Here is a 16,182-nt window from a genome sequence, read left to right as displayed (position 1 = left end):
ATCCGCCCGGACTCGGCGGTGGCGTCCCCGTCAGCCGCAACCGCAGCTCGCGCGGCGGATCAGGGATACCGGGAGCATGAGCGATACCGGTTCGCGCCCGCTGTTGCCCAGGCGCTGCACCAGCAACTCGACGGCCTGTTCGCCGAGTTGGCGGATCGGCTGGCGTACGGTCGTCAGCGGCGGCCGTACGATCCGGCTCAGCGGAATCCCGTCGAAGCCGGTCACCGCGATGTCCTCGGGCACCCGCACCCCGCGCCGCTCCAGCGCGCGCAGTGCGCCCACCGCCATCTGGTCATTGGCGAACAGCACGCCCTGTGGCCATTCGGTCTCCCGGTCGAGCAGTGCCTCCGCGGCCCGCGCGCCCTCGGCCTGCGTCATCATCTCGGCCCGCAGGTCCGGCTCGTCCGGCACCGGCAGCCCGGCGTCGCGGCAGGCCTCCTGGAAGCCGAGGAAGCGCGCTTCGGCGTCCGGGGATTCGGCCTCGCCCCCGACGAAGGCGAGCCTGCGCAGCCCGTGGTCCTCGATCAGATGGCGGGCCAGTTCGCGCTCCCCGTCCGCGTTCGCGACGACGATGTGGTCGAGATGGTCGATCTCGCGCGGTCCGGCGAGCATCACCACCGGCAGTCGGCGCGAAATCACTTCGAGGTCCTCGGTCGGCACGGTCTGTGCCAGAACCGCGAAGCCGTCGACCCGTCCCGCGACCTTCGCGACGAGGCTCTCGGGGCCGCCCTCCAGCGAGGCGGCGATCAACAGCGCGTAACCGTGCCGGCGCGCCGCCCGCTCCATGCCGCGGATGATCTGGTCGGAGTAGAGCATCACCGCGTCGTCGGCGTCGCTGTCCGCCTCCGCGTCGGCCTCGGCGTCGGCGTCGGCGTAGTCGGGGAAGCAGAGACCGAGCACGCCGGTGGTCCGGCTGGCCAGGCCCCGGGCGTTCCCGCTGGGTACGTAACCGAGCTGGCGGGCGGCTTCGAGGACCCGCTCGCGGGTCTGGGCACGTACCGAATCGGGGGTGCGGTAGACCCGCGAGACCGTGGCAATGGAGACGCCCGACCGCTCGGCGACGTCGTACACCGTTGGGGCGCTCACTCGACCGACCGTCCGCTTCTTCTTCCGTACCGAAGCACCTGCTGTTGCAGCTGCCGACCCTCTTATGAAAGCGCATTCACCCTAGATCGCGGATAAGAGGACGGGCAAGGTGGCCTGCTGCGGGGTGGCCCCGCAGAGAGTGCACGTGCGATCGCTCGTCGGCGGGCTCTGCTGGTGATGATCACCCAAACTTTCAGGTCATGGCCATGATTGAGGCAAGTTTCGATCACCGGCGGTCAGACTTGTCGGGCTGTTCTGAACCGGCGCCGGCTTCGATTCCGCGCATTGTTTGGTGATCTTGATGTGTTCGGAGCGCACCTCCGTAAGGCACTTCGTGATGTTGCAGTAGCCGAGCCCGTGCTCCTCCCGGGTCGTAGCCTTCCGGTCGAGTCCCGACTCGGCGGCGGCATCCAGGGGGTGCATGTCCAGCTCGGCGATCCGCATCAGGAAGCGCGGTCCGGCGAACGCCGTCTTGCTTCTCCTCGCGGTCGCGCACCACTCCAGCCGTCCGACGGTGCGGACCAGGTCGTCGAGGCGGTGCTGAACCGCCGTCAATTCTCCGTGCAGTGACATGACTTGCTCTCACTTCCGCGGTCGCGGGTGGTCATGTTCATGCGCCTGAGAGCGTCGCGCGTCACGCCCCGGTTGTGAAGCGTGCAGGCCTTCCCGGTCTCGCGGGGTGTTCCGCCGCGCGGGTGAGGTTCGGGGGTACTGACGCCGTGTCTGCGCCGCCTCTCGCGCGAGGGCGCTTTCAGTGGACGGACGGAACCAGTGTGATCAACTGCATATGCCACCAGAAACGCACAATTCGGCCCATCCGTGTGTGGGTGGGCCGGGCCGGCCCCGGAGGTATCAGCCATGTCCCACGTCGGCGTCCCGAGGGGGACGGCCCGAAAGCGCCGTTCGCTCGCGCTCCTCACGACGGGTGTGCTGACGCTCCCCGTGCTGGCCGGCTGCAGCTCTGACGACGGCGGCGGCTCCACCGGGGCCGCCGCTCCCCAGGACATCGCGGTCGCGGCCCGGAATGCGGTCGCCGCAGGGGGCACGGTCAACTGGGCGATCGACGCCGTGCCCACCACTCTCAACGTCTTCCAGGCCGACGCGAACAGCTCCACCACCCGCATCGCGGGCGCCCTGCTGCCGACGCTCTTCCCGCTGGACGCCAAGGGCAGGCCGCAGCTCGATCCGGACTATCTGGAGTCCGCGAAGGTGGTCGAGCGCGAGCCCAGGCAGGTGGTGCTCTACCGGATCAACCCGCAGGCGGTCTGGAGCGACGGCCGGGACATCGGGGCGTCCGACTTCGTGGCCCAGTGGCGGGCGCTGAGCGGCAAGGACTCGGCGTTCTGGACCGCCCGCAACGCCGGCTACGAGCGGATCGAGAAGATCGAGCGCGGCGCCGACGACCAGGAGGTCCGGGTCACGTTCGCCAAGCCGTACGCGGACTGGCGCTCGCTCTTCTCGCCGCTGTACCCGAAGGAGGCGACCGGCTCCCCGGACGCCTTCAACGACGGCGCGCGGACCACGCTCAAGGCCACTGCAGGACCGTTTCGGCTGGGCGGCGTGGACATGGTGAAGGGCGAGGTCACCCTGGTCCGCAATCCACGCTGGTGGGGCGATCGGGCCAAGCTCGACTCGCTGGTCTTCCGGGCCGTCGAGCCGCAGGACCGCACCGAGGCCCTGACCGAGGGGAAGGTCGACGTCGCGGACATCGACGCCGCGGCGGCGCACCGGATCGTGCAGGCGGCCGACGACAAGGGCGGCAACGGACAGCCGCTCGCCCAGGGCCCCGGTTCCGGTTCCGGGACCGGCCCGGCCGCCGCACTGCGCTCCTGGGCCGAGGCACACGGCTCGGACGAAACGGCGGCGGCGGCCGCCCAGGCGGCCAGGGAGAGGAACCGGGCAGCCGCCGAGGCGTACGCCGCCGAGCAGGGCAAGCTGCGCGCGTATGCGGTCCGCAAGTCGCTGGAGCCCGCCTACACCCAGCTCGCGCTGAACGGCGAGTCCGGGCCGCTCGCCGACGACCGGGTACGCAGGGCGGTCGCCCGGGCCCTGAACCGCCAGGAACTCGTCGACACCGTACTCAAACCGCTCGGCCTGCCCGCCACGCCGCTCGGCAGCCACCTGGCCCTGGCCGGACAGCCGGCGTACAAGGACAACAGCGGCGCACTGGGCGGCCAGGACACCGAGGAGGCGCAGGCGCTGCTGGCCGACGCGGGCTGGACGCGGGAGGGCGCGGTCAAGAAACCGGGCGGTGCCAAGGCCGGCAGCGAGGTCGAGAAGAAGGGTGCGAAGAAGGAGGACACCACCGCCGGGAAGGACGACAAGGCGGCCTCGTCCGAGAAGCCCGGCAAGACCGGCAGCGGCGACGGCAAGGCCGACAACGCCGCTCCTGAGCGCGAGCACGCCGCCGACGATGTACAGGCCGTCGTCGGCGGCGACGACAAGCCCGGCGACAGCGACGGAGTCGGCAACGCCCCTCAGGTCCTCGCCCCCGCCCCCGCCGCCGCGTTCCACAGTGCCGCTCTGCTGCGCCAGGCCGGATACCTGGCCGAGACCGGCACCACCGAGGACGTCCCCTCCGAGGTCGCCGCCCAGGACCAGCGGCCGGGCGGCGCCGCCGGTGCGTACGCACCGGCGGGCACCGCGGCCCCCGCCCAGGCCCCCGACGCGCGCCGCGGCCCGCTCGGCAAGGACGGCAAGGCGCTGAGCCTGCGCTTCGTCCTGCCGGCCGGTCCGGGGTCGGAGCCGCTGCGTGCCGTCGGGGACAAGATCGCGGCGATGCTCGATTCGATCGGCATCGGTACGGCCATCACCAAGGTCTCCGACGACAGCTACTTCCAGGACCACATCGCTTCCGGCGACTACGACCTGGCCCTGTACTCCTGGCCCGCCACCGCCTACCCGGCGACCGACGACCGTCCGATCTTCGCCAAGCCGGTGCCGGCCACCGACGGCTCCCTGCTGGTCGAGCAGAACTACACCCGCGTCGGTACGGACCACATCGACCAGCTCTTCGAGCAGGCGGTCTCCGAACTCGACGAGGGGACCGCCCGGGATCTGATGGAACAGGCGGACGCCCGGATCTGGGCCGCCGCGGGGTCGATTCCGCTTTATCAGCGTCCACAGCTCGTGGCGACCGACAGAAAGCTGGTGAACGTCGGCGCCTTCGGCTTCGGCGCACCCCACTACCAGGACATCGGCTTCAAGAAGCCGCAGCCCGCCGGGGCTCCGGCGAACAAGAAGAAGTAGCAGGTCAGAACGGCTCCAGAAGCTCAGAACTGGCTCAAGTTCCTTGCCCGCCGGGGTCCCGGCGGGCAAGCTCGTGTCCCGACCGGACCCGAGCCGCTCGCCCCCCCACATGCCCCCCACGGGACCTTGCGGAGCCCCCACGGATCCCCCCACGGATCCCTCCGCATCCCCCTCCTGCCACGCGCACCCACCTGGCACACCCCCGGTAGTGAGGTAATACCGGCCGAATATCGGTTGAAGAGTGCCTTAAGACCGGTCTCGCGGATCGGTCCGGGAAGCCCGGGACGCGCCAGCCCCGTACCATGGGGGGTAGCCGTGGCGCGTCCGCCCGGCGGGCGTACGAGGACCCGAGAGCGACTGAGACGCCTGATCCCACGATCCGAGAGAAGCGCAAGCCACCCATGCCCACGCGCCACGACATCCGTAACGTAGCCATCGTCGCCCACGTCGACCACGGCAAGACCACCCTGGTCGACGCCATGCTCAGGCAGGCCGGCGCCTTCGCCGCGCACGCCGCCGAGAACCTCGACGAACGCATGATGGACTCGAACGACCTGGAGCGTGAGAAGGGCATCACGATCCTCGCCAAGAACACGGCGGTGAAGTATCACCCCAAGGACGGCGGGGACCCGATCACGATCAACATCATCGACACCCCCGGCCACGCCGACTTCGGCGGCGAGGTCGAGCGCGGTCTGTCGATGGTGGACGCGGTCGTGCTGCTCGTCGATGCCTCCGAGGGCCCGCTCCCGCAGACCCGCTTCGTGCTGCGCAAGGCGCTCGCCGCGAAGATGCCGGTCATCCTCTGCATCAACAAGACGGACCGTCCCGACTCCCGGATCGCCGAGGTCGTCGACGAGACGTACGACCTGTTCCTGGACCTGGACGCGGACGAGGACCAGATCGAGTTCCCGATCGTCTACGCCTGCGCCCGTGACGGCGTCGCCTCGCTGACCAAGCCGGAGGACGGCACCGTCCCGCAGGACAGCGAGAACCTGGAGCCGTTCTTCTCCACGATCCTGTCGCACGTCCCGGCCCCGGAGTACGACGACGAGGCCCCGCTGCAGGCCCACGTCACCAACCTGGACGCCGACAACTTCCTCGGCCGTATCGCGCTCTGCCGCGTCGAGCAGGGTGAGCTGCGCAAGGGCCAGACCGTCACCTGGATCAAGCGCGACGGCACGATGTCCAACGTCCGCATCACCGAGCTGCTGATGACCGAGGCGCTCACCCGCAAGCCGGCCGAGAAGGCCGGCCCGGGCGACATCTGCGCCATCGCCGGTATCCCGGACATCATGATCGGCGAGACCCTGGCCGACCCCGAGAACCCGATCGCGCTGCCGCTGATCACGGTCGACGAGCCGGCCATCTCGATGACCATCGGTACCAACACCTCGCCGCTCGTCGGCAAGGGCGGCAAGGGCCACAAGGTCACCGCCCGCCAGGTGAAGGACCGCCTCGACCGCGAGCTGATCGGTAACGTCTCGCTCCGCGTCCTGGACACCGAGCGCCCCGACGCCTGGGAGGTCCAGGGCCGTGGTGAGCTCGCGCTGGCCATCCTCGTCGAGCAGATGCGCCGTGAGGGCTTCGAGCTCACGGTCGGCAAGCCGGAGGTCGTCACCAAGCAGGTCGACGGCAAGACGCACGAGCCGATCGAGCGCATGACGATCGACTCCCCCGAGGAGCACCTCGGTGCGATCACCCAGCTGATGGCGACCCGCAAGGGCCGCATGGAGACGATGACGAACCATGGTTCGGGCTGGGTCCGCATGGAGTGGATCGTCCCGTCCCGCGGCCTCATCGGCTTCCGTACGGAGTTCCTGACGCAGACCCGCGGTACGGGCATCGCGCACTCCATCTTCGAGGGCCACGAGCCGTGGTTCGGCGAGCTGCGCACCCGTCACAACGGCTCGCTGGTCGCGGACCGCGCGGGTTCCGTGACGCCGTTCGCCATGGTCAACCTCCAGGAGCGCGGTGTCATCTTCACCGAGGCCGGCACCGAGGTCTACGAGGGCATGATCGTCGGCGAGAACTCCCGCGCCGACGACATGGACGTGAACATCACCAAGGAGAAGAAGCTCACCAACATGCGTGCGGCTTCCGCGGACACCACGGAGAACGTGGTCCCGGCCCGCAAGCTCTCCCTGGAGCAGTCCCTGGAGTTCTGCCGCGAGGACGAGTGCATCGAGGTGACCCCGCAGACCGTCCGTATCCGCAAGGTCGTCCTGGACCAGAAGGAGCGCGGCCGCGCCGCTTCGCGCGCCAAGCGCTGATCCCTGATCCGAGCACAGCCGCCGAGAGGCCCGGCTCCCCGCAACTCTGCGGGGAGCCGGGCCTTTCGGCCGTTTCCCCCTGCCCCTGACGCGCTGCACGAATTACGAGGCATGTGCGATTGGAAATGCTAGCGGAAGCAAATTCTCCGATTGTGTTGCGTGCATGAGTCGTCGCAGAAACCTCAACAGTTCCTCAAGGCGCAGGCATGGCAGCCTTTTTGGGCGACAAAATCGCCGCTGTCGCACCGATCGGTGAGGCGAGGATCGCAAAGCGAACTCACCCAGTTCGCCAGAGCAAAGGATTCTGATGCGGAAGACTGTGGCGATTGTGCTCGCGGGGGCGGTGATGTCGGCCGTATTGACGACGCCGGCGGTGGCGGCCTCATCGGGCGGCGACCCGATGTGCAGCCCGGGGCGGACCAAGCTGGTGTGGTCCACGAAGAGCAAGCCCTGGGTCGTGACGCACAAGAGGCGGGTCGAGCACTTCACGACCGACCCGGCGAAGAAGACGTTCAAGGTCGACAAGATCGCCGAAGTCAAGGCGTCGGTGACCGCGACGGCCGGGGGAAAGATCGGCGGGAAGGTCGTCCTCGCCGGCCTCGAGGGGTCCATCGGTCTGGAGCTCAAGGCCGAGGGGAAGGTGACGAACAAGAAGTCCGAGTCCGTCACCTACAACATGACGAAGTATGACACTTACATCTATTACTCCGGCACGAAGAAGGCCAAGGGCTACTACACGCAGTACCGCTGCGACCGTGGCACGAAGTGGATCAAGACCGGCCGGTACGGCAAGGCGCAGAGCTGGACGACGCCCACCGAGGGCGGAGTGCGCTGCGGTACGAAGCCGCCCAAGTCGTCGTTGGCCGCGGTCGTGAAGAAGGAGTACTGCTGACTCGGTGGCCCAGTAGTCTGTGCACATGCCCCGCCGGTCCGCTTGCGCGGGTCGGGGGGCACTTTTCGCGCCCTGACCGCGAAGCGTTGCCGGGGTGTTGAGCCCGCGGGCACGCAACCCGTTTTCGCGAGCTGTGCGTCCGGTTATCGGACGTTGCTCTCCGGAACATGTGTTAACGGTCCGTTTCGGGCGTGTCTGTCTGGGCTCGCTTTGTCCGGATTTCGGTCAACCAGGCCCTGTCGATGTTGTCAAACCGAGACCCTTTAAGTGTGGTTTACGGCCCGCTCGTACTCAATAGTTGGCTCCACTGAGCTCGGGTCAATGGGTCACGCACTGTGGGGAGTGCCGACTCACGAGCACACTAGGGGCACTGAAACGATCGCCGTCAGGGGTGTCGGTGTATCAACTCCAGTGCCCTTCTTGTAGTCAAAAGTGGACTCATGAGGAGGAAACCCATGCGTGGTGCCAAGAGCGCCAAGTGGGTCGCGGGAGCGGCAATCATCGCCCTGGCTGCGACCGCCTGTGGTGGTGGCGACAGTGACAGCGGCAAGGACATGAACTCGGGCAAGGCGGACCCGAACGGGATCCTGACCGCCCAGCTCAGCGAGCCGCAGAACCCGCTGCAGCCGGCGAACGCCAAGGAGAGCCAGGGCAGCCGTGTCCTGCGCGCCATCTTCGCCGGCCTGGTGGACTACGAGCCCGGCACCGGCAAGCTCACGTACGTCAACGCCGAGTCCGTGACGCCCAACGCGGACTCGTCCGTGTGGACCGTCAAGCTCAAGCCGGGCTGGAAGTTCCACGACGGCACCCCGGTCACCGCCAAGTCCTACGTGGACTCCTGGAACTGGTCGGCCAACGTCAAGAACAACCAGACCAACTCCAGCTGGTTCCAGGACATCAAGGGTTACAGCGATGTCCACCCGGACAAGGGTGACCCGAAGAAGACCGAGATGGAAGGTCTGAAGGTCGTTGACGAGAACTCCTTCACGATTTCCCTGACCGGTTCGGTCTCGTACTTCGCGTACAAGCTGGGCTACGACGTCTGGTCGCCGCTGCCCGAGTCCTTCTTCAAGGACCCGAAGGCCGCCGGCCAGAAGCCGATCGGCAACGGTCCCTACAAGTTCGTCTCGTGGGACCACAACAAGATGATCAAGGTTCGGAAGTTCGACGGTTACCAGGGCCCGAACAAGGCCAAGAACGGTGGCATCGACTTCAAGAACTACACCACCGCCGAGGCCGCCTACTCGGCCCTGCGCTCGGACCAGCTCGACTGGATCGAGCAGGTCCCCGTGACCGCGCTGAAGAACTACAAGCAGGACCTCGGTGACCGAGCGATCGACCAGGAGTACTCCGCGGTCCAGTCGATCGTCCCGGCGTTCTACACGAAGCAGTTCAAGAACATCAACCCCAAGGTCATCCAGGGCCTGTCGATGGCGATCGACCGTGACACGATCACCAAGACCGTCCTCAACGGCACCCGTACCCCGGCCGACTCGTACGTCGCCCGTGGTGTGCTCGGCTACAAGCCCGGCGCCCTCGGCGACATCGTGAAGTACGACCCGGCCAAGGCCAAGGCCCTCATCAAGGAGGGTGGTGGCGTCCCGGGCGACAAGATCTCGATCCAGTTCAACGCGGACCAGCCGCACAAGGCGTGGGTCGACGCGGTCTGCAACAGCATCCGCCAGGCCACCGGCGTCGAGTGTGTCGGCGACTCCAAGCCGGACTTCGCGACCGACCTGAACGCCCGTGACGGCAAGAAGGTCAAGTCCATGTACCGCGGTGGCTGGGTGCTCGACTACCCGGTCAACTCGAACTTCATGCGCGACCTGTACGGCACGACGGCCGCCGGTAACACCAGTGGCTACTCCAACAAGGCGTTCGACGAGCTGGCCTCCAAGGCCGACAAGGCGAAGACCCTTGACGAGACCGTGAAGATGTACCAGGAGGCCGAGCAGCTCCTGGCGAAGGACATGCCGTCGATCCCGCTCTGGTTCTACAAGGTCAACTCGGGGCAGTCCAAGAACGTATTCGGAAAGATCGTTTACGGCCAGGACGGCGACCCCATCTTCACCGACGTTCAGGTGAAGTCGAAGAAGTAAGTTTCGGGACCTGCCGGCCGGTGCCGCCCTCCGGAACGGATGGCGGCACCGGCTTGCAGGCGTTGGCCCGGCAATCTCCCCACAACCCCGCGGTGGAGACCATGTGTAGGCCATCGCCGACCCCTCACGGCATGGAGGCATGATGGGGCGTTACGTCGCTAGGCGACTGCTCCAGATGATCCCGGTGTTCATCGGGACTACTCTGTTGATTTTCCTTATGGTCCACATCCTTCCCGGTGATCCCATCCGGGCGATGTGGGGTGACAAGGCGGCCGACCCCGCACAGGTCGAGGCGCTGCGTCACAAGTTCGGGCTGGACCAGTCCCTTCCCATGCAGTACATCAACTACATGAAGGACCTGTTCCAGCTGGACTTCGGCGAGACCTTCGGCGGCCGTCCCGTCTGGGACGAGATGTCGAGGGCCTTCCCTGTCACGATCCGTCTCACGATCGTTGCGATGGCCATCGAGATGGTCGTCGGTCTCAGCCTCGGCGCGTGGGCCGGACTCAAGGCGGGCAAGGCACCGGACACCGGCGTGCTGATCTTCACGCTGGTCGTCATCTCGATCCCCGTGTTCATCCTCGGCTACGTGGCCCGGTTCATTTTCGCGGACACACTGCATTGGGTCGCGCCAAACGTCGAAGACTCGATGGACATCACGCAGTTGTTCCTGCCGGGCTTCGTCCTGGCCATGCTCTCCATGGCGTACGTCGCCCGACTGACGCGTACGACCTTCGCCGAGAACCTGCGCGCGGACTACATGCGCACGGCGCTCGCGAAGGGGCTGCCGCGGCGCCGCATCGTCGGTGTGCACCTGCTGCGCAACTCGCTGATCCCGGTGGTCACGTTCCTCGGTACGGACGTCGGCGGCTTCATCGGCGGCGCGGTCGTCACCGAGGGCATCTTCAATGTCCAGGGTGTCGGCAACCTGCTCTACCGGGCGCTGCAGCAGCGTGAAGGTTCCACCATCGTCGGTGTCGTCACCGTATTCGTACTGATCATTCTCGTGATCAACCTGATTGTCGACCTGCTGTACGCGGTCCTGGACCCGAGGATCCGGTATGCCTGACATGACCAAGGATCAGAGCATCAAGGATGCCGGAGTGGACGTGGCCGTGACGGTCGACGAGACGCCGGCCAACCCCGTCGCGGAATCCACCGGCAAGCCCCGTGGTCTGTGGGGTGACGCCTGGTTCGACCTGCGTCACCGCCCCATGTTCTGGATATCGGCGAGCCTGCTGGCCCTGCTGCTGGTGATCGCGGCCTTCCCCGGCCTGTTCACCGGCGCCGACCCGCGGGCCGGCGACCTTACCAACCACTACCTGCAGAAGCCCGAGTTGGGGCACTTCTTCCAGGCGGACTGGTTCGGCTACGACGTTCAGGGCCGCTCGATCTACGCCCGGGTGATCTACGGAACCCGTGCCTCGATCCTCGTCGGCGTCGGTGTCACCGTGGCGATCACCATCGTCGGCGGTCTGTTGGGTCTGCTCTCCGGATACTTCGGCGGCTGGCTCGACGCGATCATCTCCCGCGTCACGGACATCTTCTTCGGTCTGCCCTTCCTGCTCGGCACGATGGTCGTCCTGAACGCCTTTGCCGAGCGCAAGGTGTACGTCGTGATCGCGGCCCTCGCCTTCCTGGGCTGGACCTCGATCTGCCGTGTGATGCGTGCTTCGGTGATCACCGCGAAGCAGGCGGACTATGTGACGGCGGCGCGCGCTCTCGGCGCGGGGACCGGCCGGATGCTGTTCCGTCATGTCCTGCCCAACGCCCTCGCGCCGACCATCGTGGTCGCCACCATCGCCCTCGGTGGCTTCATCTCGGCCGAGGCGACGCTGTCCTACCTGGGCCTGGGTCTCGCCGACCCGACCATCTCGTGGGGCATCGACATTGCCTCGGGCAGCGAAGAGATCCGTAACAACGTGCATGTGCTGCTGTTCCCGGCAGGAATGCTCAGCCTCACGGTCTTCGCGTTCATCATGCTCGGCGACGCGGTGCGCGACGCACTCGACCCGAAGCTGCGCTGAGGAGGGCGTACGACGTGACCATCATGGACAAGACAGCAGACATCCCGGCGCCCCGTGCCGGGGGGTCGGACGACAGCCCGCTCCTCGAAGTGCGCGACCTGCACGTGGAGTTCCACACGCGTGACGGTGTCGCCAAGGCCGTCAACGGTGTGAACTACAGCGTCGACTCGGGCGAGACCCTGGCCGTGCTCGGCGAGTCCGGTTCCGGCAAGTCCGTGACCGCTCAGGCGATCATGGGCATTCTCGACATGCCGCCCGGCAAGATTCCGCAGGGCCAGATCCTGTACCGCGGCCAGGACATGCTCACCATGAGCTACGAGGAGCGGCGGAAGATCCGCGGCCAGAAGATCGCGATGATCTTCCAGGACGCGCTCTCCTCGCTCAACCCCGTGCTCTCGGTCGGCTACCAGCTCGGCGAGATGTTCCGTGTCCACCAGGGACTCTCCAAGAAGCAGGCGAAGGCCAAGGCCATCGAGCTGATGGAGCGGGTCAAGATCCCCGCTGCCAAGCAGCGGGTCAACGACTACCCGCACCAGTTCTCCGGCGGTATGCGCCAGCGCATCATGATCGCCATGGCGCTGGCCCTGGAGCCGGACCTGATCATCGCGGACGAGCCGACCACCGCGCTCGACGTGACGGTCCAGGCCCAGGTCATGGACCTGCTCAAGGAGCTGCAGACCGAGTTCAACATGGGCCTGATCCTGATCACCCACGACCTCGGCGTCGTCGCCGACGTCGCGGACAAGATCGCGGTCATGTACGCGGGCCGGATCGTTGAGACGGCCCCGGTGCACGAGCTCTACAAGCGGCCCGCGCACCCGTACACCCGCGGTCTGCTCGACTCGATCCCGCGCCTTGACCAGAAGGGCCAGGAGCTCTACGCGATCAAGGGCCTGCCGCCCAACCTGCTCAAGATTCCGTCCGGCTGCGCCTTCAACCCGAGGTGCCCCAAGGCGGAGGACATCTGCCGCACGGAGATTCCGGCTCTGGTGCCGGTCTCCGAGCAGGACGGCAGCGAGCTGCCCGGCCGCGGCAGCGCCTGCCACTTCTGGAAGGAGACGATCCATGGCTGAGCTCGACAAGAACGACGGATCGTTGGACAGCACCCCGAACGTCACCGACGTCGTGGAGGTCGAGGCCGCCGACGAGACGGCGGCGGTCGCGGCGATCGAGGCCCCGGTGGAACGCGGTGAGCCGATCCTTCAGGTGCGCAATCTGGTCAAGCACTTCCCGCTGAGCCAGGGCATCCTCTTCAAGCGCCAGATCGGCGCTGTCAAGGCCGTGGACGGGGTCTCCTTCGACCTCTACCAGGGCGAGACGCTCGGCATCGTCGGCGAGTCGGGCTGTGGCAAGTCCACGGTCGCGCGGCTGCTGATGACGCTGGAGACGGCCACGTCCGGCGAGGTCTTCTACAAGGGCCAGGACATCACCCGGCTGTCCGGGCGTGCCCTGAAGGCCGTGCGCCGCAACATCCAGATGGTGTTCCAGGACCCGTACACGTCGCTGAACCCGCGCATGACGGTCGGCGACATCATCGGCGAGCCCTTCGACATCCATCCGGAGGTGGCCCCGAAGGGGGACCGGCGCCGCAAGGTCCAGGAGCTGCTGGACGTCGTCGGTCTCAACCCGGAGTACATCAACCGCTATCCGCACCAGTTCTCCGGCGGTCAGCGCCAGCGCATCGGCATCGCCCGCGGCCTCGCGCTCAACCCGGAGATCATCATCTGCGACGAGCCGGTCTCCGCGCTCGACGTGTCGGTGCAGGCGCAGGTCATCAACCTGATGGAGAAGCTCCAGGACGAGTTCAACCTCTCCTACCTCTTCATCGCGCACGACCTGTCCATCGTCCGGCACATCTCCGACCGGGTCGGCGTGATGTACCTCGGCAAGATGGCCGAGATCGGCACGGACTCGGAGATCTACGACCACCCGACGCACCCCTACACCCAGGCGCTGCTGTCGGCGGTCCCGGTCCCGGACCCGGAGGCCCGCGAGCGCGGCGAGCGGATCATCCTCACCGGTGACGTCCCGTCGCCGGCGAACCCGCCGTCGGGCTGCCGCTTCCGTACGCGGTGCTGGAAGGCCCAGGACAAGTGCGCCACGGAGACGCCGCTGCTGGCGATCCCCGAGCGCTTCAAGTCCGTGGACTCCCCGGCCGCGCACGAATCGGCGTGCCACTTCGCCGAGGAGAAGGACATCGTCGGCGCGGCTTCGTAGTACGGCCCGAACGACGCGGAAGCGCCCGGAACCGATCGGTTCCGGGCGCTTCTTCCTTTCCCCGGAACCGCGCGCGCAGGTGGCTCGGGTCAATGGGCTCACGTGCTCGGTTCCTCGGGACCGGGGAGCCCCGCGTCCGAGGACCGATCGGGTCCCTTGTCCGCGAGGCGCCCCGGGGTCGGGGCAGGGTTGTCAGGCCCCGGCCTTGGGGTCTTCGGCGGTCTTCTTGTCGAGCTTCGGCTTGGACGAGGCGGTACGGGCCTTCGGGACGGCCGCGACGGACTGCGCGTCCTCGGGGTAGTGGCAGGCCGTCAGATGGCCTTCCCGGCTGCCTTCGGCCCGCACAAGCGGCGGTGCCTCGCTCGCGCACTTGTCCGTCGCCTTCCAGCAACGGGTACGGAAGCGGCAGCCCGACGGCGGGTTGACCGGGGACGGCACATCGCCGACGAGCCGGATGCGCTCACGAGCCGGTGTGTCGTCGGCGCTCGCCTCGGGCACGGCGGAGAGCAGCGCCTTGGTGTACGGGTGGCGCGGGTTGCCGTACAGGTCCTCGCGATCGGCGATCTCCACGATCCTGCCGAGGTACATGACCGCCACGCGCTGCGAGAAATGGCGTACGACGGCCAGATCGTGGGCGATGAACAGGAACGCGATGCCAAGTTCCTTCTGCAGCTGCTGCAGCAGGTTCACCACCTGGGCCTGGATCGACACGTCCAGCGCCGAGACCGGCTCGTCGGCCACGATCAGCTTCGGCTCCAGGGCGAGCGCGCGGGCCACCCCGATGCGCTGGCGCTGACCGCCGGAGAACTCGTGCGGGAAGCGGTTGTAGTGCTCCGGGTTGAGCCCGACGGTCTCCAGCAGCTCCCGTACGCGCGCCTCGCGGCCGCCGGCCGGGTTGATGTCGTTGATCTCCATCGGCGCGGTGATGATCTTGCCGACGGTCTGCCGCGGGTTCAGCGAGGCGTACGGGTCCTGGAAGATCATCTGGATCTCGGAGCGGACCGGGGACAGCTGCTTGCGCGTGGCGTGGGTGATGTCCTGCCCGCGGTACGAGATCGTGCCCGCCGTCGGCTCCAGGAGCCGGGTGATCAGCCGGCCCGTGGTCGACTTGCCGCAGCCGGACTCGCCGACCAGGCCCAGGCTCTCGCCCTCGGCGACGGTGAAGTCCAGCCCGTCGACGGCCTGGACCGCGCCGACCGTCCGCCGGATCGGGAAGCCGCCCTTGATCGGGAAGTGCTTGGTGAGTCCGGAGACGTCCAGGAGGGGATCTGTGCTGCTCATCGTAGGGAAGTCCCGTCTCTTGTACGTCAGTTGGGCCGGGTGCCGGCGAAGTCTGCGAAGAACTCGGCGCGCTGCTCGGTGGTGAGGTGGCAGGCGGCGCCGCGCCCGGCGGTGAGCTCCAGCGGCGGCTGGTCCGTCGCGCAGCGCTTGCCGCCGACCTGCTCGGTGAACGTGCACCGGGGGTGGAAGCGGCAGCCGGTCGGCGGGTTGAGGAGGCTCGGCGGGGAGCCGGGAATCGGCGACAGCGGTACGTCGACCGGCCCTTCGAGGCTCGGCATGGAGCCCAACAGGCCCCAGGTGTACGGGTGCTGGGGTGCCCGCAGCACCTCCTTCTTCGTACCGCGCTCGACGCAGCGACCGCCGTACATCACCAGCACGTCGTCCGCGATGTCGGCGATGACACCGAGGTCGTGGGTGATGAAGATGATCGAGGTGCCGGTCTCCTGCTGGAGGTCCTTGAGCAGGTCCATGATCTGGGCCTGCACGGTGACGTCCAGCGCGGTGGTCGGCTCGTCCGCGATCAGCAGCTCCGGGTCGCAGACCAGCGCCATGGCGATCATCGCGCGCTGGCGCATACCGCCGGAGAACTGGTGCGGATAGTCGTCCACCCGCAGATCGGGCTGCGGGATGCCCACCTTGGTGAGCATCTCGATCGCCCGCGCCCTGGACTCCCGCTTGGAGGCGCCGGTGTGCTTGCGGTACGTCTCGCCGATCTGCCTGCCGATGGTGTGGTACGGCGAGAGCGAGGCCAGCGAGTCCTGGAAGATCATGGCCATCTTGTTGCCGCGCAGCCGCTGCAGCTCCCGCTCCGACGCGGCCAGCAGATCCTGCCCGTCAAGGAGGATCTCGCCCTCGATCTCGGTGTGGTCCGGGTGGTGCAGGCCGAGGATGGTCAGGTTGGTGACGGACTTGCCGGAACCGGACTCGCCGACGATGCCGAGCGTCTTGCCCTTCTCGATGTCGAAGGACAGCCCGTCGACGGCCTTGACCATGCCGTCTTCGGTGGAGAAGTGCACGCGCAGATCGCGTACGGAGAGGAAGGGGGTGCTCACTGGATC

Annotated in this window: 11 protein-coding genes and 1 pseudogene; 8 read left to right on the top strand and 4 right to left on the bottom strand. The window is 67.5% G+C overall.

The window, feature by feature from the left end; all coding sequences use genetic code 11:
* Window positions 1-30 precede the first annotated feature (30 nt).
* Window positions 31-1,086, bottom strand: coding sequence for a LacI family DNA-binding transcriptional regulator (locus IEZ15_RS02005; protein WP_189273630.1), 1,056 nt, complete (start codon window positions 1,084-1,086; stop codon window positions 31-33).
* Window positions 1,087-1,377: 291 nt separating this feature from the next.
* Window positions 1,378-1,594: pseudogene (locus IEZ15_RS02000) on the bottom strand (succinate dehydrogenase/fumarate reductase iron-sulfur subunit); the annotation flags it as partial.
* 350 nt (window positions 1,595-1,944) lie between these two features.
* On the opposite strand from IEZ15_RS02000, the gene IEZ15_RS01995 reads away from it, so the two are divergent.
* The 8 genes from IEZ15_RS01995 to IEZ15_RS01960 all read left to right on the top strand — a co-directional run bounded on the left by IEZ15_RS01995 (window position 1,945) and on the right by IEZ15_RS01960 (window position 13,843).
* The gene (locus IEZ15_RS01995; RefSeq protein ID WP_189273628.1) at window positions 1,945-4,335 is read left to right on the top strand and encodes an ABC transporter family substrate-binding protein; all 2,391 of its coding nucleotides are present in this window, start codon (window positions 1,945-1,947) and stop codon (window positions 4,333-4,335) included.
* A 401-nt stretch (window positions 4,336-4,736) separates the two neighbouring features.
* Entirely contained in the window at window positions 4,737-6,608 is a 1,872-nt protein-coding gene (typA, locus tag IEZ15_RS01990; RefSeq protein WP_114246447.1) for a translational GTPase TypA, read from the top strand.
* Window positions 6,609-6,915: 307 nt separating this feature from the next.
* Window positions 6,916-7,500, top strand: coding sequence for a hypothetical protein (locus tag IEZ15_RS01985; protein WP_189273625.1), 585 nt, complete (start codon window positions 6,916-6,918; stop codon window positions 7,498-7,500).
* 455 nt (window positions 7,501-7,955) lie between these two features.
* Window positions 7,956-9,599 carry a peptide ABC transporter substrate-binding protein gene (locus tag IEZ15_RS01980; protein ID WP_189273623.1) on the top strand — a complete coding sequence of 548 codons (1,644 nt, stop codon included), beginning with the start codon at window positions 7,956-7,958 and terminating at the stop codon, window positions 9,597-9,599.
* A gap of 142 nt (window positions 9,600-9,741) precedes the next feature.
* Window positions 9,742-10,668, top strand: a complete 927-nt coding sequence (locus IEZ15_RS01975; RefSeq protein WP_189273621.1) for an ABC transporter permease — start codon at window positions 9,742-9,744, stop codon at window positions 10,666-10,668.
* Window positions 10,661-11,626 carry an ABC transporter permease gene (locus IEZ15_RS01970; RefSeq protein ID WP_189273620.1) on the top strand — a complete coding sequence of 322 codons (966 nt, stop codon included), beginning with the start codon at window positions 10,661-10,663 and terminating at the stop codon, window positions 11,624-11,626. Before IEZ15_RS01975 ends, IEZ15_RS01970 begins: the two co-directional genes overlap by 8 nt.
* Before the next feature lie 14 nt (window positions 11,627-11,640).
* On the top strand, window positions 11,641-12,699 hold the full coding sequence (locus tag IEZ15_RS01965; protein ID WP_114246452.1) for an ABC transporter ATP-binding protein: 1,059 nt from the start codon (window positions 11,641-11,643) through the stop codon (window positions 12,697-12,699).
* Window positions 12,692-13,843: an ABC transporter ATP-binding protein gene (locus tag IEZ15_RS01960; RefSeq protein WP_189273619.1), complete on the top strand. Its 1,152-nt coding sequence runs from the start codon at window positions 12,692-12,694 to the stop codon at window positions 13,841-13,843. Before IEZ15_RS01965 ends, IEZ15_RS01960 begins: the two co-directional genes overlap by 8 nt.
* A gap of 192 nt (window positions 13,844-14,035) precedes the next feature.
* Here IEZ15_RS01960 and IEZ15_RS01955 read toward each other — a convergent pair whose 3' ends face one another.
* Together IEZ15_RS01955 and IEZ15_RS01950 are read right to left on the bottom strand one after the other, a co-directional pair.
* Window positions 14,036-15,124, bottom strand: coding sequence for an ABC transporter ATP-binding protein (locus tag IEZ15_RS01955; protein WP_189273618.1), 1,089 nt, complete (start codon window positions 15,122-15,124; stop codon window positions 14,036-14,038).
* 26 nt (window positions 15,125-15,150) lie between these two features.
* On the bottom strand, window positions 15,151-16,116 hold the full coding sequence (locus IEZ15_RS01950; RefSeq protein WP_229845707.1) for an ABC transporter ATP-binding protein: 966 nt from the start codon (window positions 16,114-16,116) through the stop codon (window positions 15,151-15,153).
* Window positions 16,117-16,182 lie beyond the last annotated feature (66 nt).

The organism is Streptomyces atratus (assembly GCF_014648655.1).
Classification (GTDB): domain Bacteria; phylum Actinomycetota; class Actinomycetes; order Streptomycetales; family Streptomycetaceae; genus Streptomyces; species Streptomyces atratus.
This window is presented reverse-complemented; position numbering and strand designations above follow the sequence as displayed.

Excerpts from the sequence above, each read along its gene's own strand:
- typA (WP_114246447.1), top strand. The coding sequence starts at position 4,737 with ATGCCCACGCGCCACGACATCCGTAACGTAGCCATCGTCGCCCACGTC.
- IEZ15_RS01985 (WP_189273625.1), top strand. The coding sequence starts at position 6,916 with ATGCGGAAGACTGTGGCGATTGTGCTCGCGGGGGCGGTGATGTCGGCC.
- IEZ15_RS01975 (WP_189273621.1), top strand. The coding sequence starts at position 9,742 with ATGGGGCGTTACGTCGCTAGGCGACTGCTCCAGATGATCCCGGTGTTC.
- IEZ15_RS01995 (WP_189273628.1), top strand. The coding sequence starts at position 1,945 with ATGTCCCACGTCGGCGTCCCGAGGGGGACGGCCCGAAAGCGCCGTTCG.
- IEZ15_RS01960 (WP_189273619.1), top strand. The coding sequence starts at position 12,692 with ATGGCTGAGCTCGACAAGAACGACGGATCGTTGGACAGCACCCCGAAC.
- IEZ15_RS01950 (WP_229845707.1), bottom strand. The coding sequence starts at position 16,116 with ATGGTCAAGGCCGTCGACGGGCTGTCCTTCGACATCGAGAAGGGCAAG.
- IEZ15_RS01980 (WP_189273623.1), top strand. The coding sequence starts at position 7,956 with ATGCGTGGTGCCAAGAGCGCCAAGTGGGTCGCGGGAGCGGCAATCATC.
- IEZ15_RS01955 (WP_189273618.1), bottom strand. The coding sequence starts at position 15,124 with ATGAGCAGCACAGATCCCCTCCTGGACGTCTCCGGACTCACCAAGCAC.
- IEZ15_RS01970 (WP_189273620.1), top strand. The coding sequence starts at position 10,661 with ATGCCTGACATGACCAAGGATCAGAGCATCAAGGATGCCGGAGTGGAC.